This is a genomic window from Massilia sp. LjRoot122 (assembly GCF_964252725.1).
GTDB lineage: Bacteria > Pseudomonadota > Gammaproteobacteria > Burkholderiales > Burkholderiaceae_D > Telluria.
In genome coordinates this window covers 1-20,556 of record NZ_CAXUPB020000006.1, presented here as the reverse complement: position 1 = coordinate 20,556, position 20,556 = coordinate 1, and the positions used below count along the sequence as shown (strand labels likewise).

Annotated in this window: 21 protein-coding genes; 16 read left to right on the top strand and 5 right to left on the bottom strand. The window is 59.7% G+C overall.

Annotated features, from left to right (window positions below; genetic code table 11):
- Positions 1-11: 11 nt before the first annotated feature.
- Both kynU and kynA read left to right on the top strand, forming a co-directional pair.
- Positions 12-1,271, top strand: coding sequence for a kynureninase (gene kynU / locus ACSQ25_RS25820; protein ID WP_436108596.1), 1,260 nt, complete (start codon positions 12-14; stop codon positions 1,269-1,271).
- A gap of 9 nt (positions 1,272-1,280) precedes the next feature.
- Positions 1,281-2,162, top strand: coding sequence for a tryptophan 2,3-dioxygenase (gene kynA, locus ACSQ25_RS25815; protein WP_436108595.1), 882 nt, complete (start codon positions 1,281-1,283; stop codon positions 2,160-2,162).
- 33 nt (positions 2,163-2,195) lie between these two features.
- Here kynA and ACSQ25_RS25810 read toward each other — a convergent pair whose 3' ends face one another.
- The gene (locus tag ACSQ25_RS25810; RefSeq protein ID WP_436108594.1) at positions 2,196-3,107 is read right to left on the bottom strand and encodes a LysR substrate-binding domain-containing protein; all 912 of its coding nucleotides are present in this window, start codon (positions 3,105-3,107) and stop codon (positions 2,196-2,198) included.
- A gap of 139 nt (positions 3,108-3,246) precedes the next feature.
- Between ACSQ25_RS25810 and ACSQ25_RS25805 the strand changes: the two genes are divergently transcribed.
- From ACSQ25_RS25805 to ACSQ25_RS25785, 5 genes are all read left to right on the top strand, one after another.
- Positions 3,247-4,224: an aldo/keto reductase gene (locus tag ACSQ25_RS25805; RefSeq protein ID WP_436108593.1), complete on the top strand. Its 978-nt coding sequence runs from the start codon at positions 3,247-3,249 to the stop codon at positions 4,222-4,224.
- 221 nt (positions 4,225-4,445) lie between these two features.
- The gene (locus tag ACSQ25_RS25800) at positions 4,446-5,297 is read left to right on the top strand and encodes an aldo/keto reductase (RefSeq protein WP_436108592.1); all 852 of its coding nucleotides are present in this window, start codon (positions 4,446-4,448) and stop codon (positions 5,295-5,297) included.
- A gap of 5 nt (positions 5,298-5,302) precedes the next feature.
- On the top strand, positions 5,303-5,779 hold the full coding sequence (locus ACSQ25_RS25795; protein WP_436108591.1) for a (R)-mandelonitrile lyase: 477 nt from the start codon (positions 5,303-5,305) through the stop codon (positions 5,777-5,779).
- Positions 5,780-5,859: 80 nt separating this feature from the next.
- Entirely contained in the window at positions 5,860-6,297 is a 438-nt protein-coding gene (locus ACSQ25_RS25790) for a carboxymuconolactone decarboxylase family protein (RefSeq protein ID WP_436108590.1), read from the top strand.
- A 46-nt stretch (positions 6,298-6,343) separates the two neighbouring features.
- The gene (locus ACSQ25_RS25785) at positions 6,344-6,883 is read left to right on the top strand and encodes a nuclear transport factor 2 family protein (RefSeq protein WP_436108589.1); all 540 of its coding nucleotides are present in this window, start codon (positions 6,344-6,346) and stop codon (positions 6,881-6,883) included.
- Between the two features lie 494 nt (positions 6,884-7,377).
- Here the strand turns inward: ACSQ25_RS25785 and ACSQ25_RS25780 are convergent, their stop codons facing one another.
- Positions 7,378-8,271: a LysR family transcriptional regulator gene (locus tag ACSQ25_RS25780; RefSeq protein WP_436108588.1), complete on the bottom strand. Its 894-nt coding sequence runs from the start codon at positions 8,269-8,271 to the stop codon at positions 7,378-7,380.
- A 129-nt stretch (positions 8,272-8,400) separates the two neighbouring features.
- Between ACSQ25_RS25780 and ACSQ25_RS25775 the strand changes: the two genes are divergently transcribed.
- The 3 genes from ACSQ25_RS25775 (at position 8,401) to ACSQ25_RS25765 (ending at position 10,555) form a co-directional block, all read left to right on the top strand.
- The gene (locus tag ACSQ25_RS25775) at positions 8,401-9,381 is read left to right on the top strand and encodes an aldo/keto reductase (RefSeq protein ID WP_436108587.1); all 981 of its coding nucleotides are present in this window, start codon (positions 8,401-8,403) and stop codon (positions 9,379-9,381) included.
- Between the two features lie 78 nt (positions 9,382-9,459).
- Complete coding sequence (locus ACSQ25_RS25770) at positions 9,460-10,233, top strand: SDR family oxidoreductase (protein WP_436108586.1); 774 nt, start codon at positions 9,460-9,462, stop codon at positions 10,231-10,233.
- Positions 10,234-10,243: 10 nt separating this feature from the next.
- Positions 10,244-10,555: a putative quinol monooxygenase gene (locus tag ACSQ25_RS25765; protein WP_436108585.1), complete on the top strand. Its 312-nt coding sequence runs from the start codon at positions 10,244-10,246 to the stop codon at positions 10,553-10,555.
- Positions 10,556-10,808: 253 nt separating this feature from the next.
- On the opposite strand, the gene ACSQ25_RS25760 is transcribed toward ACSQ25_RS25765, so the two are convergent.
- The 3 genes from ACSQ25_RS25760 to ACSQ25_RS25750 all read right to left on the bottom strand — a co-directional run bounded on the left by ACSQ25_RS25760 (position 10,809) and on the right by ACSQ25_RS25750 (position 13,771).
- Entirely contained in the window at positions 10,809-11,834 is a 1,026-nt protein-coding gene (locus ACSQ25_RS25760; protein ID WP_436108614.1) for an alpha/beta hydrolase, read from the bottom strand.
- Between the two features lie 125 nt (positions 11,835-11,959).
- Positions 11,960-13,042, bottom strand: a complete 1,083-nt coding sequence (locus tag ACSQ25_RS25755; RefSeq protein WP_436108584.1) for an alpha/beta hydrolase — start codon at positions 13,040-13,042, stop codon at positions 11,960-11,962.
- A gap of 396 nt (positions 13,043-13,438) precedes the next feature.
- Positions 13,439-13,771, bottom strand: a complete 333-nt coding sequence (locus ACSQ25_RS25750) for a hypothetical protein (protein WP_436108583.1) — start codon at positions 13,769-13,771, stop codon at positions 13,439-13,441.
- Here ACSQ25_RS25750 and ACSQ25_RS25745 point away from each other — a divergent pair.
- The 6 genes from ACSQ25_RS25745 (at position 13,770) to ACSQ25_RS25720 (ending at position 20,039) form a co-directional block, all read left to right on the top strand.
- Entirely contained in the window at positions 13,770-14,720 is a 951-nt protein-coding gene (locus tag ACSQ25_RS25745; protein WP_436108582.1) for an aldo/keto reductase, read from the top strand. The genes ACSQ25_RS25750 and ACSQ25_RS25745 overlap by 2 nt on opposite strands.
- Positions 14,721-14,859: 139 nt before the next feature.
- The gene (gene paoA, locus ACSQ25_RS25740) at positions 14,860-15,492 is read left to right on the top strand and encodes an aldehyde dehydrogenase iron-sulfur subunit PaoA (protein WP_436108581.1); all 633 of its coding nucleotides are present in this window, start codon (positions 14,860-14,862) and stop codon (positions 15,490-15,492) included.
- A complete protein-coding gene (locus ACSQ25_RS25735; protein WP_436108580.1) occupies positions 15,489-16,448 on the top strand; it encodes an FAD binding domain-containing protein in 960 nt (319 codons plus the stop codon). Before paoA ends, ACSQ25_RS25735 begins: the two co-directional genes overlap by 4 nt.
- Positions 16,445-18,652, top strand: a complete 2,208-nt coding sequence (gene paoC / locus ACSQ25_RS25730) for an aldehyde oxidoreductase molybdenum-binding subunit PaoC (RefSeq protein ID WP_436108579.1) — start codon at positions 16,445-16,447, stop codon at positions 18,650-18,652. The genes ACSQ25_RS25735 and paoC overlap by 4 nt, the downstream gene beginning before the upstream one ends.
- A 13-nt stretch (positions 18,653-18,665) precedes the next feature.
- Positions 18,666-19,253 carry a flavodoxin gene (locus ACSQ25_RS25725; RefSeq protein WP_436108578.1) on the top strand — a complete coding sequence of 196 codons (588 nt, stop codon included), beginning with the start codon at positions 18,666-18,668 and terminating at the stop codon, positions 19,251-19,253.
- A 180-nt stretch (positions 19,254-19,433) separates the two neighbouring features.
- Complete coding sequence (locus ACSQ25_RS25720; protein ID WP_436108577.1) at positions 19,434-20,039, top strand: hypothetical protein; 606 nt, start codon at positions 19,434-19,436, stop codon at positions 20,037-20,039.
- Positions 20,040-20,556: the final 517 nt, after the last annotated feature.

The window sequence follows — 20,556 nt, the reverse complement described above, 5'->3', positions numbered from 1 at the left end:
AAGGGCCCTAAATGACAGCAATTAACATCTCCCGCGAAGCCTGTGTGGCGCGCGACGAACGCGATCCACTGCGCGCCTTGCGCGAGCGCTTCGACCTGCCCGACGGTGTGATTTACCTGGACGGTAATTCGCTCGGCGCCCGCCCGAAGGCCGCCCTGCAGCGCGCCCAGGACGTGGTCGCCCGCGAATGGGGCGAAGACCTGATCAGGAGCTGGAACACGGCGAGCTGGTTCGACCTGCCCAAGCGCCTCGGCAACCGGCTGGCCCCGTTGATCGGCGCGCGCGAGGGCGAAGTGGTGGTCACCGATACCACCTCGCTCAATCTGTTCAAGGCCCTGGCCGCCGCCCTGCACCTGCAGGCCGGCGGCCCGAACGCGGCTCGGCGTACCATTGTTACCGAACGCAGCAACTTCCCGACCGATATCTACATGGCCGAAGGCCTGGCGCAGTGGCTGCAGCAGGGCTACCGCGTGCGCCTGGTCGATTCAACCGAGGAGCTGCCAGCCGCCGTGGACGAGGATTGCGCCGTGCTAATGCTCACCCACGTGAACTACCGCACCGGCTACCAGCACGACATGGCTCACCTGACCCGGCATGCCCATGCCAACGGCGCGCTGACGGTGTGGGATCTGGCCCATTCGGCCGGCGCGGTGCCGGTCGACCTGCACGCGGCGGAGGCTGACTTCGCGGTCGGCTGCACCTATAAATACCTGAACGGCGGTCCTGGCGCGCCGGCCTTCATCTGGGTGCCGCAGCACCATCAGGAACACTTTGCCCATCCGCTTACCGGCTGGTGGAGCCATGCCAGGCCGTTCGCCATGGCGCACGGCTTCTCGCCCTGCGACGGGATCGGCCGCGCGCTGTGCGGCACCCAGCCGGTGGTGTCGCTGGCCCTGGTCGAGTGCGGGCTGGATGTGTTCGAGCAGACCACGATGGCAGCGATCCGCGAGAAATCGCTGGCACTGACCGACCTGTTCATCGAACTGGTGGAATCGCGCTGCGCTAGTCACCCGCTCGGCCTGGTGACGCCGCGCGAACATGCGCGACGCGGCAGCCAGGCCAGCTTCAACCATCCGCACGGCTATGCCGTGATGGCGGCGCTGATCGAGCGCGGCGTGATCGGCGACTATCGTGAGCCGGAGATCATGCGCTTCGGCTTCACGCCCTTGTACACGGGCTATGCGGACGTGTGGGATGCTGTCGGGATCCTGAAGGACATCCTTGACCGCAGCGCCTACGACGTGGGGGCCGAGCGCAGCGCAGTCACCTGAGGAGTCGGAATGAACGACAAAGCGAATACCACCCCGGGCTGCCCGATGCACGCGGCCGCCGCAGCCAAGCCGGCCGAATGGCACGGCGCGAAACTCGATTTCAAGGAATCGATGAGCTACGGCGACTACCTGGGCCTGGACCAGATCCTGTCGGCCCAGCACCCGCTCTCGCCCAACCACAACGAGATGCTGTTCATTATCCAGCACCAGACCAGCGAGCTGTGGATCAAGCTGATGCTGCACGAGCTACAGGCGGTGCGCCAGAACATCCGCGACGACAACTTGCCTCCTGCCTTCAAGATGCTGGCGCGGGTGGCGCGCATCATGGAGCAGCTAGTGCACGCCTGGGACGTGCTGGCCACCATGACGCCGCCCGAGTACACGGCGATACGGCCGTACCTCGGCGCCTCGTCGGGCTTCCAGTCCTTCCTGTACCGCGAGCTCGAGTTCATCCTCGGGAACAAGAACCCGAACCTGCTGGCGGTGCATGAAAAGACGCCCGAGGCGCACGGGATCCTCGAGCGCGAGCTACATGCGCCTTCGGTGTATGACGAGGCGGTGATGCTGCTGGCGCGCAGCGGCTTTGCGGTTGCTCCTGGACGCCTGGCGCGCGACTGGACCCGGCCGGCCGAAGCCGACGACAGCGTCCAGGCCGCCTGGCTCGGGGTCTATCAGGATACAGAGCAACACTGGGCACTGTACGAACTTGCTGAAAAGTTGGTGGACCTGGAAACCGCGTTCCGATTCTGGCGCTTCCGTCACGTAACCACGGTCGAGCGCATCATCGGCTTCAAGCAAGGCACCGGCGGCACCGAGGGCGCCAGCTACCTGCGCAAGATGCTCGACGTCGTGCTGTTCCCGGAACTGTTCGCGCTGCGTACTGAGCTATAACAGCTGCGGGTTGCGGTCCATATAAGCATCATGTCAGCTGCCCTGAATTCGAAACATGTCGCGGTAACGCAGAGCATCAACCACGAGTGCGAAGGCTGGCGAGGGCTGACGCCTGCTCGGGTAATAGAGGTGATACCCAGGGAACACCTCGCACCAGTCTTCCAGCACGCGAATGAGCTTCCCGTCTGCAATGTGCTGCCTCACTACATCCTCCAGCACGAATGCCAGTCCCATCCCTGCGAGCGCCGCATCGACCACTTGCGGAAAGCCGTTGAAGGTCATTTGTCCTTCGACTCGCACGTTCAGTTCCCGCGTTCCTTTCTTGAAATCCCATGGGAGCAGGCCTCCGTGCGTGGGCAGACGTACGTTGATACAGTCATGTGCGGTTAAATCCTGAGGTTTTTCGGGTGCCGTGCGCTTGGCGAAATAATCTGGCGCCCCAACGACCGCCATCCGCACATCCGGCCCGACGCGAACCGCGATCATGTCCTTTTGCAGATGCTCACCAAGCCGTACGCCGGCGTCGAACCGTTGTTCAACGATGTCGACCATCCGATAGTCGGTATTGATTTCGACCTTGATGTCCGGATAGCTGGGCAGCAGCGCCGCCAGCCGCGGCAGCAGGATCGAGCTGGCTGCATGTTCCGAGGCCGTGATTCGTATGGTTCCAGCGGGCTTGTCGCGAAGGTCGCTCAGTGCAGCGAGATCCTGCTCGATCCCTTCGAGGCGGGGACTAATTGTTGCCAGCAGGCGTTCACCGGCATCCGTAGGGGCGACCCGTCGGGTAGTCCGGGTCAGCAAGCGTAGTCCCAAACGCTCTTCCAGTCCGCGGATCGTCTGGCTGAGCGCAGACTGCGAGACGCGCAGTTGTGCCGCCGCGCGCGTGAAACTGCCCTCGCGCGCAACCGTCACGAACGCTACCAGGTCATTGAGGTTTTCTCGCATTATTCATTAGGTGAGCTAATAGGGTCTTGCCGATTATATCGGCTAATCAAGTAATGTCCTTGCCGGTACAGTAGTCGCTATCGATGACGAAGTGCGCGACTTGAGCTCTCGCGCTTCATTTAATGCGAAGGAGAGAGCAATGCAACAGCGTGAACTTGGAAAGAGTGGCCTGCAGGTATCGAGTATCGGCTTTGGCTGCATGGGCCTGAGTCATGGCTATGGCCCTGCAACGGAACGGCAAAGCGCTATCAGTGTGATTCGTGCGGCCGTTGAGCACGGAGTTACCTTTTTCGATACCGCGGAAGTCTATGGATCCAACGAGGAGTTGGTGGGAGAGGCATTGGCGCCGTTCCGCGGCCGGGTGGTGATTGCAACGAAGTTCGGTTTTCGCAATGGCGATGTACGTGCCGGCCTGGACAGCAGGCCTGAACGTATCCGGGAAGTGGCGGAGCAGTCACTCAAACGGCTCAGGACCGATTGCATCGAGCTGTTCTATCAACATCGACCCGATCCGAACGTGCCGATCGAAGACGTCGCTGGTGCGGTCCAGGATCTGATCAAACAGGGCAAGGTGAAGCACTTTGGCCTGTCCGAAGCGGGGGCCGAAACGATTCGTCGTGCACATGCAGTGCAGCCGGTCACTGCGCTGCAAAGCGAATACTCGATGTGGTGGCGCGAGCCGGAAACGGAGATCCTGCCGCTGCTGGAAGAACTCGGAATCGGTTTCGTGCCGTTCAGTCCACTCGGCAAAGGTTTCCTCACAGGTGCCATCAGCAAGTCCACCCAGTTCGATGCGAGCGACTTCCGTAATACGGTGCCGCGTTTTACCCAGGAAGCACGAGCAGCCAACACCGCACTCGTCGACCTCCTCCTGGAGATCGCCAGAGGCAAAGGAGCGACCCCGGCTCAAGTTGCATTGGCATGGCTGCTGACACAGAAGCCGTGGATCGTTCCGATTCCCGGGACCACGAAACTGCACCGCTTGGAAGAGAACATCGGCGCAGCGAAGGTCCACCTCGCACCTGACGAACTCAGCGAAGTCAATGCTGTGATTGCGCGCATCCCTGTGCAGGGACACCGCTATTCGGCCGACAGTCAGAAGATGGTTGGTCGATGACGGTCTCAGGACGATGGCACAAGCAGGCTTGGTGATTGATTAGCCAAGCTTATAAGACCATGCCGAATTTACCGGCTACTCAATCTCAATCGTGCTCGGTAGAGTTGTCAGGAAAATAGCGGGGTCAGCATCTGGTGCGGAATTTTGGGCCAATTCAACATGGCCCGGCATTCGGCCTGTCCCGACAGCAGCTGTCGAGTCTTCAGTCAAAGGAATTCCACATGCAGTATGTGACGCTTAACAACGGGCTAAGGATGCCCATCCTGGGATTCGGTGTCTTCCAAATTCCGGACCCCAAAGAGTGCGAACGCGCCGTGATCGATGCAATCGAGTCGGGCTACCGCCTGATCGATACGGCGGCGTCCTATTTGAATGAAGAGTCGGTCGGCAAGGGCGTCAAGAGCAGTGGCCTTGCAAGGGAAGACTTGTTCATCACGAGCAAGCTGTGGGTCCAGCACGCGGGCTACGAGGCTACCCGGGAGGCCATCGACAAGTCGCTCCAGCGCCTGCAGCTGGACTATCTGGACTTGTACCTGATCCATCAGCCGTTCGGCGATGTCCATGGATCCTGGCGCGCGATGGAAGAGGCTTATCGGGACGGCAAACTTCGTGCAATCGGCCTGAGCAATTTTCAGCCTGACCGCCTGATGGACATCATGGCCTTCAATGAGGTCAAGCCGATGGTCAACCAGATCGAGGTGAATCCCTTCCATCAGCAGGATGAAAGCGTTTCCTTCATGGCAACCAACGGCGTTCAGGCCGAGGCGTGGGCTCCCTTTGCGGAAGGCCGAAACAATCTGTTCCAGAACGAAGCGCTGACCGCGATTGCGGCCAAATATGGCAAATCGGTCGGCCAGGTCGTGCTTCGCTGGCTGGTCCAGCGCAATGTCGTGGCCCTCGCCAAGACCGTGCGCCGCGAACGGATGGTGGAGAACCGCGACGTATTCGACTTTGTACTGGACGAAGGCGACATGGCCGTCATCGCACAGCTGGAGACCGGTAACAGCAGCTTCTTCTCGCACCGCGACCCTGCGATGGTCAAGTGGATGAGCGAACGTCGACTGGAGATCTGAGCACCATGATCAAAACCACATTGATGGCCTCTGCCATCTTCCTTGCGACCGGCGCCGTCATTGCTGCCGATCCGCCTGCATCCAAGGTGAAGGTAACCCGGATCGGCTCCCAGCCGTCGACCGCCGGGCCGCAGCAGAATTTTACGGGCACCGTGCGCGTCGATTCATCGTTCAGGGCGGAAGCGCCCGGCCGCGTGGGTGGCGGCATCGTCACCTTCGAGCCTGGAGCACGCACGGCCTGGCACGCGCATCCGTTGGGACAGACGCTGATCGTCACCGCCGGAGTTGGCCGGGTTCAGCAATGGGGCAGCCCGGCTGAGGAAATACGGTCTGGCGATGTCGTTTGGATTCCCGCAGGCGTAAAGCACTGGCATGGTGCGAGCCGAACTATCGGAATGAGTCATGTAGCGATCTCGGAATCCCTGGACGGCAAATCGACGAACTGGATGGAGAAGGTCAGCGACGAGCAGTATCAGCACTGAGTCATAGCGTCTTTTACTCCCGGATGACGCTCATCCATGGCTCAGCCGGTAACTTGAACTTGCCTCTTCAGAAAGCTTATATGAACGTCTTCTCACAAAAAAACTTGGTCGGTGCTCTTGTCATGGCAGGTGCACTGTCCATGCTTTCCGCACATGCCCAAGTGCAGCCAGCAAGCCCGCAAGCGGCTAAGCCAGCCAGCGCAGGTACTCAGACGCCGGCGCAACGGATGTACGGCGACATCGCACCAAAGCTTGCCGACCTGACGGATCAAGTGCTCTATGCAGACGTGTGGGAGCGTCCCGGACTGTCCAAGCGTGACCGCAGCCTGATCACCGTCAGCGCGCTAATCGCCATGAACCGCCCCGACCAACTGCGTTCGCACTTACAGCGTGCCCGCGACAACGGTGTGACCGAAGCCGAGCTGGTCGAAACCATTACCCACCTGGCGTTCTATGGCGGCTGGCCGAATGCCGTGACGGCGATTGCCATCGCCAAGGATGTGTTCAAGAAAAAGTGAAGCTTCGGATTGGCATGGTAGTACTGATTAACCTAGGAGACACAGCATGAATGACGATTACAAATCCAAAATATTTCGACTTGTTTGTACCCTGGCGGTTGGATGCATTTCAGCAGGGCCACTGCTTACGAGTGCCGCGCAGCAAACCCAGGCACCTCCAACTGGATCGCCTCAAACGTCCATAGTGGGAACGAGCTCTTCAAGCGTAACTCTTTCTAAAACTGAGCGGGAAGTTTTGGCCTTGTCTCAGCAAATGTGGCGTTGGATGTCCGAGCGGAACGTCGATGGTCTAAGTAAGCTTTTCAACGACAAGGCCATGTTTGTCCACATGAGTAGAACGCTAACAAAAAGTGCAGAGCTCGACGTAATTCGCAGTGGCAATATCCAATACAAAAAAGTCGACATACAGGAGTCTTCCGTTCGGCTGGTAGGCAGTACCGCTGTTGTGCTAACCAAGATGAGATTGGGTGCGGTTGTGCGTGACAACGAGGTCACTAATCCATTCATGGTTACCGAAGTGTATGTGCGGCAAGGCGAAACCTGGACACTGGCTTCGCTTGCGTTCACGCGTCTTGTTGGTGACTAACGAGTGTTGAGCCCCGATTCAGCCTCGACGTTGTTGATCTGGTGCGGAAGGGATATTTGAAACCTTGATTGCACTACTTACTCGAGGTTCTTAGCCCGCAGTCGGATCGCCTTTTGGACCTATTCGAGCTTTTTTGAGTGCATCCACACGCCGCTACATAGCTGATAGAGGCGCAATCCATCATGCTCACCAACGACAACAAAGGTTGGCGGTTCTAACCGGGCGCACGTCGGAATGACCGGTATAGGCCGTGACAACCGTTGCTGTCAATTCCATCCATTAAGGCAACTGGCGAGCGGTTGCCGCGAACGGAGCTACATCAAATTGAGCGATTGCTTCTGCGAAACGCCGCGATCAGTGACACATACACATCAAACTGAGCGACTAGATTAAGGCGTTCCGATTGCAAATCAGTTGGACTCTGCTGGAAGCCATTGCGTGACAGACCGCTTTCGCCTGCGCATTCAACCGGTCGACGTTCCCCATCCTAGTCATCAGGCCCTCAGGCGCAGCGCGTCCAGCACAAGCAAAAATGCTGGGGACGCATTGCGTCGACTTGGATAGTACAAGTGGTAGCCGGGATAGGTTGGGCGCCAGTCATCGAGCACCTGCACTAGGTCACCAGCTGCAATGTGCCGATCGGCCACGTCCTGGGGTACGTAAGCCAGCCCATAGCCTTCCAGTGCAGCTGTCACCAGTTCCGCCGATGTATTCAGAATCACCTGCCCTTGGACGTGCACGCTCATCTCCTGACCGTCCTTCTCGAACTCCCACCCATACAAGCCACCGTGGGTCGGCAATCGCAAATTGATGCAGTTGTGTTCAGTCAGGTCTTGAGGAACTGCCGGCGCCTTGCGCGTCGAGAAGTAAGAAGGGGCACCGACCACAGTCATGTGGAAATCCGGGCTGATGCGCATTGCGATCATGTCCTTGGCCACCTGGTCGCCAACCCGCACGCCCGCATCGAATCGTTCCGCAACGATGTCGATCAATCCGTAGTGGATTGAAAACTCGATTTTCAAATCAGGATAAACGGGAAGCAGTCTGGACAGCTTCGGCCACAGGATCGTTCGGACTGCGTGATCGTGCGAACTAATCCTGACCGTGCCAGCCGGCTTGTCGCGATCCTCGCTCAGCGATGCCAGTTCGGCCTCGATGCCTTCGCAGTAGGGACCAACGGTGGCCAATAACCGCTCCCCGGCCTCGGTGGGCGACACGCCGCGCGTCGTCCTGGTCAGCAGCCGCATCCCCAGCTTGGCTTCGAGTGCGCTGATCGTATGGCTCAGAGATGACTGCGACAGCCCGAGTTGTGCGGCCGCCCGAGTAAAGCTGCGCTCCCGCGCGACGACGACAAACGCCGCCACGTTGTTGAGATTGATTCGTTCCATTTATCGAAATTCTGCATATCGGTATTCGGAGTATATGGCTTCTCGCACTAACCATGCGCGCCTATAGTTCGTCAACAGGTTCAGCTGGCTGCCTCACACATCCTTAGCCGGCGCTTTTGGGAGCACAGCATGCAACAACGTAAATTGGGAAATAGTGGTTTGGAAGTTTCGGCAATCGGACTCGGTTGCATGGGTTTGACGTTTGGCTACGGCCCGGCTACTGACAAGCGTGATGGTATCGCCTTGATCCGCGCCGCCTACGAGCGCGGTGTCACCTTATTCGACTCCGCCGAAGCCTATGGCCAAGCGAGCGAAGAAATGGTCGGCGAAGCGGTGGCACCGTTCCGCGACAAGATCGTTATCGCCACCAAGTTCGGCTTCAAAGACGGCGATGCGAAAGCCGGTCTGGACAGCCGTCCTGAACGTATCCGGCAGGTCGCGGAACAGTCGCTCAAGCGCCTGAAAACTGATTGCATCGACCTCTTCTACCAGCACCGTGTCGATCCGAACGTGCCGATGGAAGATGTGGCCGGCGCCGTTCGCGACCTGATTGCTGCAGGCAAAGTCAAATACTTCGGTATGTGCGAAGCCGGTGTCGAGGCCATCACCTGTGCCCATGCCGTGCAGCCGCTGTCGGCCCTGCAAAGCGAATACTCGATGTTCACCCGCGAGCCGGAGCAGGAAATCCTGCCGCTGCTGGAAAAGCTGGGCATTGGTTTCATTCCGTTCAGCCCGCTCGGTAAAGGTTTCTTGACCGGCAAGATCGACGCCGGCACGAGCTTCGCGGCGGGTGATATTCGCAATACCTTGCCACGCTTTGCCGACGAAGCCCGTGAGGCCAACCACAACCTGGTGACCCTGATCGGCGAAGTCGCAGCCCGCAAGAATGCCACGCCGGCCCAGGTGGCACTGGCCTGGCTGCTAGCCCAGAAGCCGTGGATTGCGCCGATCCCCGGTACGACCAAGCTGCACCGCCTGGAAGAAAACATCGGCGGCGCCGATGTTGTCCTGACTGCGGAGGACCTCCGAGCGCTCGCAGACGTTCTGGCACGGGTGCCGGTACAAGGCGAGCGCTACAACGCGCAGCAGATGAAAACCGTCAACCGCTAAGCCGCTTCATTTTCCGCGCGTCTGTCCGGTTGCACTTGCTGGACGACGCGCACCGTTCTCTTCAATTCAGGAATTGTCATGATTGCAAATACTCTCAACGGGCGGGTTGCGCTCGTCACCGGCGGCACGACGGGCATCGGCTTCGGCGCAGCACAGTGCCTGCTGGAAGCAGGCGCAACCGTCTACATCACCGGCCGCCGTCGCGAAGTGCTCGATGCCGCCGTGGCAAAACTGGGCAAGGGTGCCATTGGCGTCCAGGCCGATGCATCCGTCAAGGCGGACATGCAGCGCGTGGCCGACACCATCAAGCAGGCTCACGGCCAGCTCGACATCCTGTTCGCCAACGCCGGCGGCGGGCATGCCACCCCATTGGAACAAATTACAGAAGAGCAGATCGACAGCGAGCTATCGATCAATGTCAAAGGCGTCGTGCTGACGGTGCAGACCGCCTTGTCGGTCCTGCGTGACGGCGCTTCGATCATCCTGAACGCCTCCATCACTGCCGACATGGGTCTGAAAGGCTTTGGCGTCTACGCCGCCACCAAGGCCGCGGTACGTTCGCTCGCTCGCAGCTGGACCACGGATTTGCGCGACCGCGATATCCGCGTCAACACCATCAGCCCTGGCGTCGTACCAACCGAAGGCTACGGCAAGGAACAAAAGATGAGCGACCAGGACGTGGCCGATTACGTGGCCCGCGTATCCAAGGAGATTCCGGCCGGGCGCGTCGGCGCCACGCGCGATATCGGCAATGCAGTCGTGTTCCTGGCGTCCGATGCGAGCAGTTACATTCGCGGGATCGACCTGATCGTCGATGGCGGAATGACGCGCGTCTACGCCGGGAAGAATTAAGGAGCGGGCCATGAACAATGCCAAGGGGAACGAACGTCACATCATTTGCGAGCTGCGCTGTGAATCGAAGGATCGCGACCGCGTGCGCGGCCTGATCCTGCGATTCGTTGAGCCGGCACGCGCAGAACCGGGCTGCCTGTATTACGACCTGTACCAGCGGGTCGATGCACCCGACACCTTTTTCATCCTGGACGGTTGGATCGATCAGGCGGCCGTCGACAGTCACGCTGCGCATCCCCATGTCGCCGAAGTGATGAAAGAACTTGGGCCGCTGCTGACATTTGGGCCATTGATAACTTTGACGACACGAACTAGCGATTAAGCATCTCAGCGGTGTATGTCCACTTCTGGCTGAAAGCGCTTGTGCCCGAAACCGGAACTTCGCCCAGAACAGAGTACCTCAGCAGGACTGCAAACCGTAACCTTCGGTCACCGCCCTATGCTACCGGTCGCACCGACGACCAGCACTTTGTTGATCTGCTCGCTCACAATATCTTCCCTTCAGCTCGGGCTGGTACTTTGGCCGAGCAGTATTCGTTAGCCCTCTGGACAAGGGCGTTAAGCATGCATCTGCATCAAAGGGTTCTTGCGTAGAACGTAGTCAGCTTGCCGATCGCAGCGTTCACATATTTGGGGACCCAATAGGTTTCGATATGTGTCGCTCCCTCGATCCTGAACAGTTCCTTGTCCTTCGTGCCAGTCGCCTTGGCAAAAGCATCCTCGCTCATGTACAGGCTATCGGCTTTGGTGCCCGCGATCAGGAGCAAAGGCTGATTGACGAGTTTGATCTGGTTGGTGGCGTCAAAGCGCATCAGGTCCAACAAGCTGCTCGTGGTGTACTTGAAGGTCGAGTTCGGGTGTGCGTGCGTTTTCCAGTAGTACTCGTAACCCTGGCGGTACAGATCAAACGGCAGCTTGGCGATCTGCTCGTCCGTCAGGTTCGCGTCACCCGAGTACAGCACTTCGCCACCGGCCATTTCCTGCGCACGGGCCGCGGAAGCCTGCTGCAGGCGGTCCTGGATAGTAGCCAGTTGCGAGTCGACGTAGCCATTGCGACGCACCCGTCCAGAGTTGAACATGCTGACCGTTGCAACCGCCTTGAATCGCTTGTCGGTTTGCGCCGCAGCCAGCGAATATCCACCGCCACCGCAAAGACCGAGCAAGCCCAGGCGTTTTCCGTCGACGCCGGCGAACCCGGCGATGAAGTCGGCCATGCCGTGAATGTCCTCGATGCGATACGAAGGCTTGTCGACATTGCGTGGCTGTCCTCCGCTTGCGCCCTGATAGGCCGCGTCCGCTGCAATCGTGATGTAGCCCAGTTCCGCCAGGCGCTGTGCGTACAGGCCGGCGACCTGCTCCTTCACGCCACCGTTCGGGTGAGCGACCACGACAGCCGGATAGGCTTTCGCCGGATCGTAGTTGGCGGGGGTGTACACGTTGGCGGCGATATCCAGGCCATTCAGTTTGTAGGTGACGGGATGGATGTTGACCTTGCCCGGCTCATTCTTCGTGATCGCGCCATCGTAGGCTAGGGTGAAGGGATTCTTCTTGTAGTCAGCCGCTTGGGCCGCGCCGGTCGAGAGTCCAACCATTGCCGCCATCAAGGTAGTCTTTAAAACGAGGTGTTTCACAGGAATGCTCCGTAAGTCAAAAATAGTTCCGAGGGGGACGACCATCGGCTTTGCATCCGGTACCCCTTGCTTTTGCCCATAGGGGGGCGCTCTCGTCAGTCGAGGCCTTTCTCTGCCAGGAACTTCGACACCAGATCTGCGATCTGCACATTGTTCAGGTCGGACATCGGGAAGTGCGTGTTGCCCTTGATGCCGATCTCCGGGAGATGCACCAAGGTCACGTTCCCGCCGTGCTTGTTGACCGTGTCACGCCAGTGCCGGGCCATCGTCAGTCGGGCACGCCAGCTGTCCTGGGCAGGCAGGTCGACGACCTGGGCCGGGATGTTGTCGCCATAGAGGACCAGAATCGGAATGCGAGTCAGGGCCATGAATTGCGACATCGGCACGGCAGCACCTTGCACCGTGTCGAAGGCACTCGGGATCGGTGCAGGCACTTCGCCTTCGGGGAAGACGAAACTGCTGCCAGGCTCGAACGCGACGATCGCCTTGACCTTGTTGTTCTTGATTGCGGTCAGCCAGCCCGGTCCACCACCTTGCGAATGGGTGAACAGGATGCCGGGACCCACCTTGTCGAACACTGCCGACACACCATCGGACACAACGCCCATATCGAAGGGTCCTGTGTTCGGTGTCATCGCACGGAAAAACTGCTCACGGGTTTGAGCATCCTGGGCGAATTGCACACCCCCGAAGTAGTTTGGCCATAGTCCAATACGGAACTGATTGAACCAGAGCTGCTCGTCCGGGGTTGGCTTGATGGTGGCCTCGACCATGCTGCGGCCGGCATTGCCACGTCGTGGCTGATCGATCAGATATACCCCGAAGCGGCGACGCAGGAAAATATTCTGGAAGCCTTCGCGGCCATCGGCCGTGGTCTCCCAAGTTTTGGAGAACTGACCCGCGCCATGCCACATGACGATGGGCAGCTTTCGCGCGTTGACTGGAATTTGATAAAAGGCGTAGGCATGGTCGCCATGGTAGGTCTGCCCATCCGGCATCATCGGCTTGCGTGGATTGAAGGTTCCCGGCGCGGTAGCTACCGTGCCGCCGGCGGCGAAGCTACCCTGCTTCTTGATGTGTAGCGGACCGGTTGAACTGTCCGGGCCGCTACCAAGCGTTGAGCAAGCGGAAAGCAAGGCAAGCAACGTAATGGCGAGCAGGGGCTTCGAATTCTTCATTTCAATCTCCTGAGGTTGAGGGGCGTCTTGGTATTTTTCTGCGCGGCGCTGCCGAACAAGGCCTACTGTTGCCATCGCGACTCACTTCTCGAGTCCGGGCGAGTTCGCTATGTCCTTTACAACAGCATCGAGTGTAGCTGTGCTGACTATGGCTGATAAGCCGGTGAAATCCACATAGACTAATTAGCTCAACTTATAAATTCAGTGCCTGTATGCGGTGAGTCCGGCCCCTGTCTTACTGATCGGTCGACAACGCATTCAATCGCAGATCTGCCCACGCATGCGATCCGCAGCGGGCGGATTAATAAGCTGTGCTAATAACTTCTTGCGGTTTTTGCTATCTATTCAATTCCAATAGTGCTCAGTAGAGTTTGGCCAGAGGTGAAGTGGCTTAGATCAGGTTGTGATCGCAGATGACATCACTTCATTCGTACCGGATTTGCAGGCTAGAAACGTCGCCTGCTTTGCAAGCGTGGTGCCCAATTGACGCAATTTTGAAAAGAGGCTGGAAATGTCGAAGTCGACGACGAAGAATGGATCGGAAGCAGGCCGTCGCAACTTTTTGGCAGCGGCGGGAGGCCTGGCTGCGGCGCCATTTGCAGGTAGCGCACTTGCCCAAGGAGGATCCAGAGCAGCGGCCGGGCCGAATGCTTCGGCTGTCAGCGTTTCTGGCCGCCGCAAGTTGGGCGCACTGGAGGTATCCAGTGTGGGCCTGGGCGTCCAGAACATGAGCCGTACCTACCAGACGACAATTCCCAGCCGGCCTGAGATGCACAACATCATCCGGACCGCCTTCGACCGCGGCGTGACCTTCTACGACGCCGCCGAGGCATATGGCCCGCATGAAGTCGAACGCATTCTCGGCGAAGGCATTGCGCCATTTCGAAACAAGGTCGTGATCGCGTCCAAGTTTGGATGGAACATCGATCTCGAGACTGGAAAGCGCCTGCCTGGACTGAACAGCCGGCCTGCCCACATCAAGCAGGCTGTCGAGGGCATGCTGAAGCGCCTGCGGACAGATCGCATCGACCTCCTGTACCAGCATCGTGTCGACCCACAGGTTCCAATCGAAGATGTCGCGGGCGCCGTACAGGACTTGATGAAGCAAGGCAAAGTCCTGCACTGGGGACTGTCGGAGATGGGACTGAAGACCTTGCGCCGCGCTCACGCTGCGCTACCGGTCAGCGCCGTGCAGAACGAATATTCCATGCTCTGGCGTGGTCCGGAAGAGAGCGTCATTCCGACCTGCCAGGAGCTCGGCATCGGCTTTGTCCCGTGGAGCCCGCTTGGCGTCCAGTTCCTTACCGGTGCGATCGATGCAAACACACGCTTTGCCGATGGGGACATCCGCAAAGTCGAGTCCAGGTTCGCTCCCGAAAACCTGACGCATAACCTTGCCCTGGTCGAGCTGCTGAAGACCTGGGCCGCACGCAAGCAGGCCACACCTGCCCAGATCTCGCTTGCCTGGCTGATGGCGCAAAAGCCCTGGATCGTCCCGATCCCCGGCACGACACAGATGGCGCACATGATCGAGAACATCGGTGCGAGCACCGTGCGCTTTACCCCCGCCGAGCTTTCCGAACTGAATCGGGCTGTCTCGGCGATCCAGGTTCGCGGCGCCCGCCTGCCAGACGCAGTGCTGGCGTTCTCCGGCGTCGAGGCTTCCGCCAAGACTTGATGCTTCATGGCGGCACGATCGTTTTCGCGCCGGCGGTTTCAAACACGCTTTCGATCATGTAGTAGCACCACATCAGTCGCGGCTTCGTGATCGACATGCATCGCTGTTGGCATCGACGGCGACCTGACTGGAGTACACGATGGACGATAACGACAGCGTAAAAGTATCGCGGCGCGGCTTCATGGCGACCAGTGCCGGCACGGCCGCGGCACTGGCGGTACCACTCAACGGCGCAGCGCAGGCGGCACCTGAGGCTGCGTCAAGCTCGGCAGTGAGCTTCGAGGTAAACGGCAAGCGTCATCAGCTCCAGCTCGACACCCGCACCACGCTGCTCGACGCGTTGCGTGAGCACCTGCACCTCACCGGCAGCAAAAAGGGGTGCGACCAGGGGCAGTGCGGCGCATGCACAGTATTGGTCAACGGTCGCCGCATCAATTCATGCCTGAGCCTGGCCGTCATGCACGAGGGCGACCGCATTACGACGATCGAAGGTCTCGGCAATCCGTCGAAACTGCATCCGATGCAGGCTGCCTTCGTCAAGCACGACGGCTACCAGTGCGGTTATTGCACACCCGGCCAGATCTGCTCGGCCGTCGCGGTGCTATCCGAGATCAAGAGTGGAATCCCAAGCCATGCAAGTGCCGACCTGACGGCCCGGCCACTGCTATCGAGTGCCGAGCTGCGTGAGCGCATGAGCGGGAATATCTGCCGTTGCGGCGCCTATCTCAACATCATCGCAGCGATGACCGAAGTCGCGGGAGGAAAAGCATGAAGTCCTTCACCTATGAACGCGTCCGCTCACCCGCCGAGGCGGCCGAGGCGATGCGGCGCACCCCTGGCGCCCGTTTCATCGCCGGCGGTACGAACCTGCTCGACCTGATGAAGCTGCAGATCGAGACACCGGGCCATCTCATCGACGTTAACGGCATCGGCCTGGACAGGATTGAGCCGACTGCGGATGGTGGCCTGCGCATCGGCGCGCTAGTGCGCAACACTGACCTGGCAAGTGATCTGCGGGTACGACGCTACTACGCCGTGCTGTCTCGCGCTCTGCTGGCAGGCGCGTCGGGCCAGCTGCGCAACAAGGCAACGACTGCCGGTAATCTCTTACAGCGCACCCGCTGCCCGTACTTCTATGACACCGCCCAGCAGTGCAACAAGCGTCAGCCGGGTAGCGGATGCGGCGCCCTCAAGGGGTTCAACCGGCCCCATGCTGTAATCGGCTCCAGCGAAATGTGCATCGCAACCCATCCGAGCGACATGGCCGTCGCCATGCGCGTGCTAGACGCGACAGTCGAAACAGCGCGGCCGAACGGAACGACGCGAACCATCCCGATTGCGGACTTCTATCGACTTCCCGGGCGCACGCCGCATATCGACACCAATCTCGAACAGGGCGAGCTCATTACGGCGGTGACCCTGCCTCGACCCGTCAGTGGCAAACAGGCCTACCACAAGGTACGCGACCGGGCATCGTATGCGTTTGCACTGGTGTCAGTGGCGACCATCATCCAGCCCGACGGCAGCGGCCGGGTTGCCGTGGGCGGAGTGGCCCACATGCCGTGGCGGGTCGAAGCGGCCGAGGCCGAGATGCCACGTGGCGCCGCGCCGGTCGTCGCACGCCTGCTCGCCGACGCGAAACCGACAGAGCAGAACGCCTTCAAACTGCCACTGGTTGAGCGCACGCTCGCCACGCTGCTTTCCGACGCAAGGACGGTCACGCCATGAAATTTACGACACCTGCAGTGCGCAATCCGATCGACCGGCTGAAGGTAGTGGGCAAACCTACCTCGCGTATCGAAGGACGCCTCAAGACGACCGGGACCGCAACCTACGCGTACGAGCATCATGCGCCGGTACCTGATGCAGCCTATGGCTATATCGTCGGCGCCGGCATCGCCAAAGGGCGCATCGTATCGATCGACCTTACCCAAGCCAAAGCGGCGCCGGGCGTAATCGCGATCGCGACGGCGGAAAACGCTGGCAAGCTGGGTGTCGGCCAATTTTATGTGGCCAGAGCACTCGCCGGTCCGGAGGTCCAGCATTACCACCAGGCGGTGGCGATCGTTGTGGCCGAAACCTTCGAGCAGGCACGTGCGGCCGCCCAGCTGGTGCGAGTGGAATACGCACGCGCCCGTGGCAGCTTCAACCTCGAGGAAGAACGGGGTAATGCTCCTGCACCGCAGCCTTTGCAGCCTGGACCGACAATGGACACGGCTGCTGGCAATTTCGAGGCCGCGTTTGCGTCAGCACCGGTGACGCTGGATGAAAAATACACCACGCCAGACCACTCCCACGCGATGATGGAGCCGCACGCAAGCATCGCAGCGTGGAAAGGCGACAAGCTGACGCTGTGGAATGCGATCCAGCTGGTGAGCTGGGGCACGCGCGACCTCGCCCTCACGCTTGGCATCCCGCGTGAGAACATCCGCATCATCGCGCCCTACGTCGGCGGCGGTTTTGGCGGGAAAGGCTCGATCCAGTCCGATGCCGTACTGGCTGCCATCGCTGCCCGCCTGACGGGGCGGCCGGTCAAGGTGGCACTGCACCGCCACCTCATGTTCAACAATACCTCGCATCGTCCGGCGACCATTCAGCGGATTCGCATCGGGGCGACGCGGGATGGCCGGATCACGGCGATTGGCCACGAGAGCTGGTCCGGGAACCTGGGTACGCGGCCTGAAAGCGCGACAGTGCCTACGCGCCTCCTGTATGCCGGCGAGAACCGGATGACGCGGCTGCGCGTTGCACATCTCGACCTGCCGGAGGGGAACGCCATGCGCGCTCCTGGTGAAACGCCGGGCTTGATGGCACTCGAGGTGGCGATGGACGAGATGGCGGAAAAACTGGGACTCGACCCGGTTGACTTCCGCATCTTGAACGACACACAAGTCGACCCTGAGTCGCCAGGGAGGCCGTTCTCGAAACGCCAGCTCGTCCAATGCCTGCAAACCGGCGCCGAGCGTTTCGGATGGGAGCGGCGCAACAAGAAGCCTGGTGCCCGGCGCGAAGGCCATTGGCTGATCGGAACCGGCATGGCGGCGGGCATACGGGGCGGCAGGCTCATGAAGTCGGCGGCCCGTGTTCGACTGGACCGCAAAGGTCAGGTCACGGTCGAAACCGACATGACCGACATCGGCACCGGCAGCTATACGATCATTGCCCAGACAGCGGCCGAGATGATGGGCGTTGGCCTGGACAAGGTCACTGTGCTGCTTGGCGATTCCGCTTCGCCAGAAAGTGCAGGCTCCGGCGGCCAGTACGGCGCTGCCTCATCCACGGCTGGCGTCTACGCCGCCTGCGTCAAGCTGCGCGACATGGTGGCTAATCGGCTCGGGATGAGTGGCGCCGATATCGAATTCACCGGTGGTCGCGTGCGGGCGGGCGGCAACAGCAGGTCTTTGCTCGATGCGGTCGCTGGAGGCGAACTGGTGGCGGAGGACGTCATGGAAACCGGCGACCTCGGCAAGCGCTTTGCCCAGCAGACCTTTGCCGCGCATTTCGTGGAAGTCGGCGTGCATGCGGGTACGGGTGAAATCCGAGTTCGTCGCATGCTGGCCGTTTGCGCCGCCGGGCGCATCATCAACCCGACCGCGGCACGCAGCCAGATCATCGGCGGCATGACCATGGGCGTGGGTGCCGCGCTGATGGAAGACCTGGTAGTCGACAAGGGGGTTGGTTTCTTCGTCAATCACGACCTGGCCAGTTACGAAGTGCCGGTGCATGCGGACATTCCAGAGCAGGAGGTGATTTTCCTCGACGAAGTCGACCCGACGGTCGGACCGTTGAAGGCCAAGGGTGTGGGTGAGCTCGGCATTAGTGGGGCACCGGCCGCTGTTGCAAATGCGATCTACAACGCCACTGGCATCCGTGTCAGGGAGTATCCGATCACGCTCGACAAGCTGCTACCGAAGCTGCCCAAGATGGCTTGAGCGGGAGAACAACATGAATAGGTCGACTTCCGTGTTGCGTAGAAAATTCATGGCGGCAGCGGTGTTGTCGGGACTGGCAGCGAGGTATCCCGCACTCGCCGCTCCGGACACAACAAGTCGCAAGGGAAGTACAGCGCTTGTAGCCTACTTTTCGCGTAGTGGGAATACACGGGTGATTGCTGGACAGATCCACCGCGCCCAGAAGGCCGTGCTGTTCGAGATTCAACCGGCTCAGCCTTACCCGGACGATTACCTTGAGACGGTCGAACAGGCTCGGCGGGAGCGCGACCGCGGATACCGGCCGCCGTTGAAGGCGACGGTGGCAGACTTTGCGCGCTACCAGACCATCTACCTTGGTTTCCCAATCTGGGGCGGAACAGTGCCGCCAGTGATCCGCGCGTTCCTAGCGGCACATGACTTCAAAGGTAAGACGATCATTCCTTTCATCACGCATGGGGGTTATGGCATTGGTAACAGCCTAACCATCCTCGCCGCCGACGTTCCGGGTGGCCGATTGCTTGACCGTGGTCTTGTTATGCAAGCTGATCAGGAGCGGCAAACGCTTGAGCAGGTCACACGGTGGTTAAGTGCTTTTACATAAAGCGAGGAGATAAAAACGCTAGCATTGAGTCTCGCGTGAGAGAAGTAGTTTGCTGCTTGGAGCGTAGCTCTTCTACACTATGTCCCGGTACGCATTTGCTGAACGTGGGTCTCTAGATTGCGGTCGCTTGCAAAAACATGACTTGCTCATCAAGTCGGACGTATGCCACGATCGGCCACCATGGATCAGCAAACCATCATCCAGCGCTTACGAGCGTGCATTGAGGCGGCGTCGACGCAGACGTTCCTGCGTCGCGATTTCGCGCACTTGGGCAGTGCTCGGCAGCTGAGCCGATGCTTGGCCATGCTGCAGGATGAGGGAATCATTGAGCATGCCGGCTACGGCCTTTACCTGCGACCAAACACAATGACGCTAGAGAATGCGATACGTGCCATCCGCGATCGGCTTGGGCCCCGCGCGCGGCGCCTTGTAACCATCTCTGGCGTGACGGTCGCTCTGGGCGACACTCGAGAGCGGCCGAACCCACAAACCCTGCTCGATGCGAAAAAACTTGCCTCGGCCGTACGCGTCGTCCAATGCTGCACGGTCGACGAAATTCGGCGCAAGAGTTTAGAAAATATTGAGCGCTGGAACAGCAAGGGTACGTGGGTATCAGCGCACGACGAGTGGCGAGCGCTAATGGAGCACGGGACTGATGAGGAAATTATCGCTGTGATGACTGGGACTGATGAGGGGTGTAACCGCCTGCGACAGTCGCCGCCCTATGTCGGCCTTGTCGAGGCGGTTGAATTACGTACGGTGACGCGGCGGCTGATGCCGCGCTGAAGCGCTCATGCCCATATTGTCGGCTTGCCGGACTAGTGCCGTCGTGCGCTGCAGACGGCCACAGTTTCCAACGTTGGAAATAGACGGCCACTTGATGATGACAAGACTGGCACGGGCGCTCAGGACGTTGTTTATTTCCATAAGTCGCTGATTTTAAAGGGTAATTCCTGTATAATGGAGGCTAAGACTAACCTCTCTAGGAGACCCAAAATGAAGCGGAAAAACGGTACTGTGAAGCGAGCAAAAATCCGGAAAAATCGAGCTACTGATGGCGGGCATGCTACCCTCAGAGCGTTCCGTTTGCTGCATAGTTTGAAAAACGCTCTGAGGGTAGCATGCCCGCCAGGTACTGTCAATTTATACAGTATTTGTTAAGGTGCCGATCATGCCATTTAATTCAATCATTTCTGGATATTTGTTGCTATTAAGGCCTTCTTGGAGCGTTAAGGCGCTAGGACGTTATAAAGCATCCAAGAAATCTTCTACTGTTCAAAGGCCGCTTCTATAGCGGCCTTTC

Coding starts and splice junctions, on each gene's coding strand:
- kynU (WP_436108596.1), top strand. CDS start 12: ATGACAGCAATTAACATCTCCCGCGAAGCCTGTGTGGCGCGCGACGAA.
- kynA (WP_436108595.1), top strand. CDS start 1,281: ATGAACGACAAAGCGAATACCACCCCGGGCTGCCCGATGCACGCGGCC.
- ACSQ25_RS25810 (WP_436108594.1), bottom strand. CDS start 3,107: ATGCGAGAAAACCTCAATGACCTGGTAGCGTTCGTGACGGTTGCGCGC.
- ACSQ25_RS25805 (WP_436108593.1), top strand. CDS start 3,247: ATGCAACAGCGTGAACTTGGAAAGAGTGGCCTGCAGGTATCGAGTATC.
- ACSQ25_RS25800 (WP_436108592.1), top strand. CDS start 4,446: ATGCAGTATGTGACGCTTAACAACGGGCTAAGGATGCCCATCCTGGGA.
- ACSQ25_RS25795 (WP_436108591.1), top strand. CDS start 5,303: ATGATCAAAACCACATTGATGGCCTCTGCCATCTTCCTTGCGACCGGC.
- ACSQ25_RS25790 (WP_436108590.1), top strand. CDS start 5,860: ATGAACGTCTTCTCACAAAAAAACTTGGTCGGTGCTCTTGTCATGGCA.
- ACSQ25_RS25785 (WP_436108589.1), top strand. CDS start 6,344: ATGAATGACGATTACAAATCCAAAATATTTCGACTTGTTTGTACCCTG.
- ACSQ25_RS25780 (WP_436108588.1), bottom strand. CDS start 8,271: ATGGAACGAATCAATCTCAACAACGTGGCGGCGTTTGTCGTCGTCGCG.
- ACSQ25_RS25775 (WP_436108587.1), top strand. CDS start 8,401: ATGCAACAACGTAAATTGGGAAATAGTGGTTTGGAAGTTTCGGCAATC.
- ACSQ25_RS25770 (WP_436108586.1), top strand. CDS start 9,460: ATGATTGCAAATACTCTCAACGGGCGGGTTGCGCTCGTCACCGGCGGC.
- ACSQ25_RS25765 (WP_436108585.1), top strand. CDS start 10,244: ATGAACAATGCCAAGGGGAACGAACGTCACATCATTTGCGAGCTGCGC.
- ACSQ25_RS25760 (WP_436108614.1), bottom strand. CDS start 11,834: ATGGCGGCAATGGTTGGACTCTCGACCGGCGCGGCCCAAGCGGCTGAC.
- ACSQ25_RS25755 (WP_436108584.1), bottom strand. CDS start 13,042: ATGAAGAATTCGAAGCCCCTGCTCGCCATTACGTTGCTTGCCTTGCTT.
- ACSQ25_RS25745 (WP_436108582.1), top strand. CDS start 13,770: ATGAGCCGTACCTACCAGACGACAATTCCCAGCCGGCCTGAGATGCAC.
- ACSQ25_RS25750 (WP_436108583.1), bottom strand. CDS start 13,771: ATGTTCTGGACGCCCAGGCCCACACTGGATACCTCCAGTGCGCCCAAC.
- paoA (WP_436108581.1), top strand. CDS start 14,860: ATGGACGATAACGACAGCGTAAAAGTATCGCGGCGCGGCTTCATGGCG.
- ACSQ25_RS25735 (WP_436108580.1), top strand. CDS start 15,489: ATGAAGTCCTTCACCTATGAACGCGTCCGCTCACCCGCCGAGGCGGCC.
- paoC (WP_436108579.1), top strand. CDS start 16,445: ATGAAATTTACGACACCTGCAGTGCGCAATCCGATCGACCGGCTGAAG.
- ACSQ25_RS25725 (WP_436108578.1), top strand. CDS start 18,666: ATGAATAGGTCGACTTCCGTGTTGCGTAGAAAATTCATGGCGGCAGCG.
- ACSQ25_RS25720 (WP_436108577.1), top strand. CDS start 19,434: ATGGATCAGCAAACCATCATCCAGCGCTTACGAGCGTGCATTGAGGCG.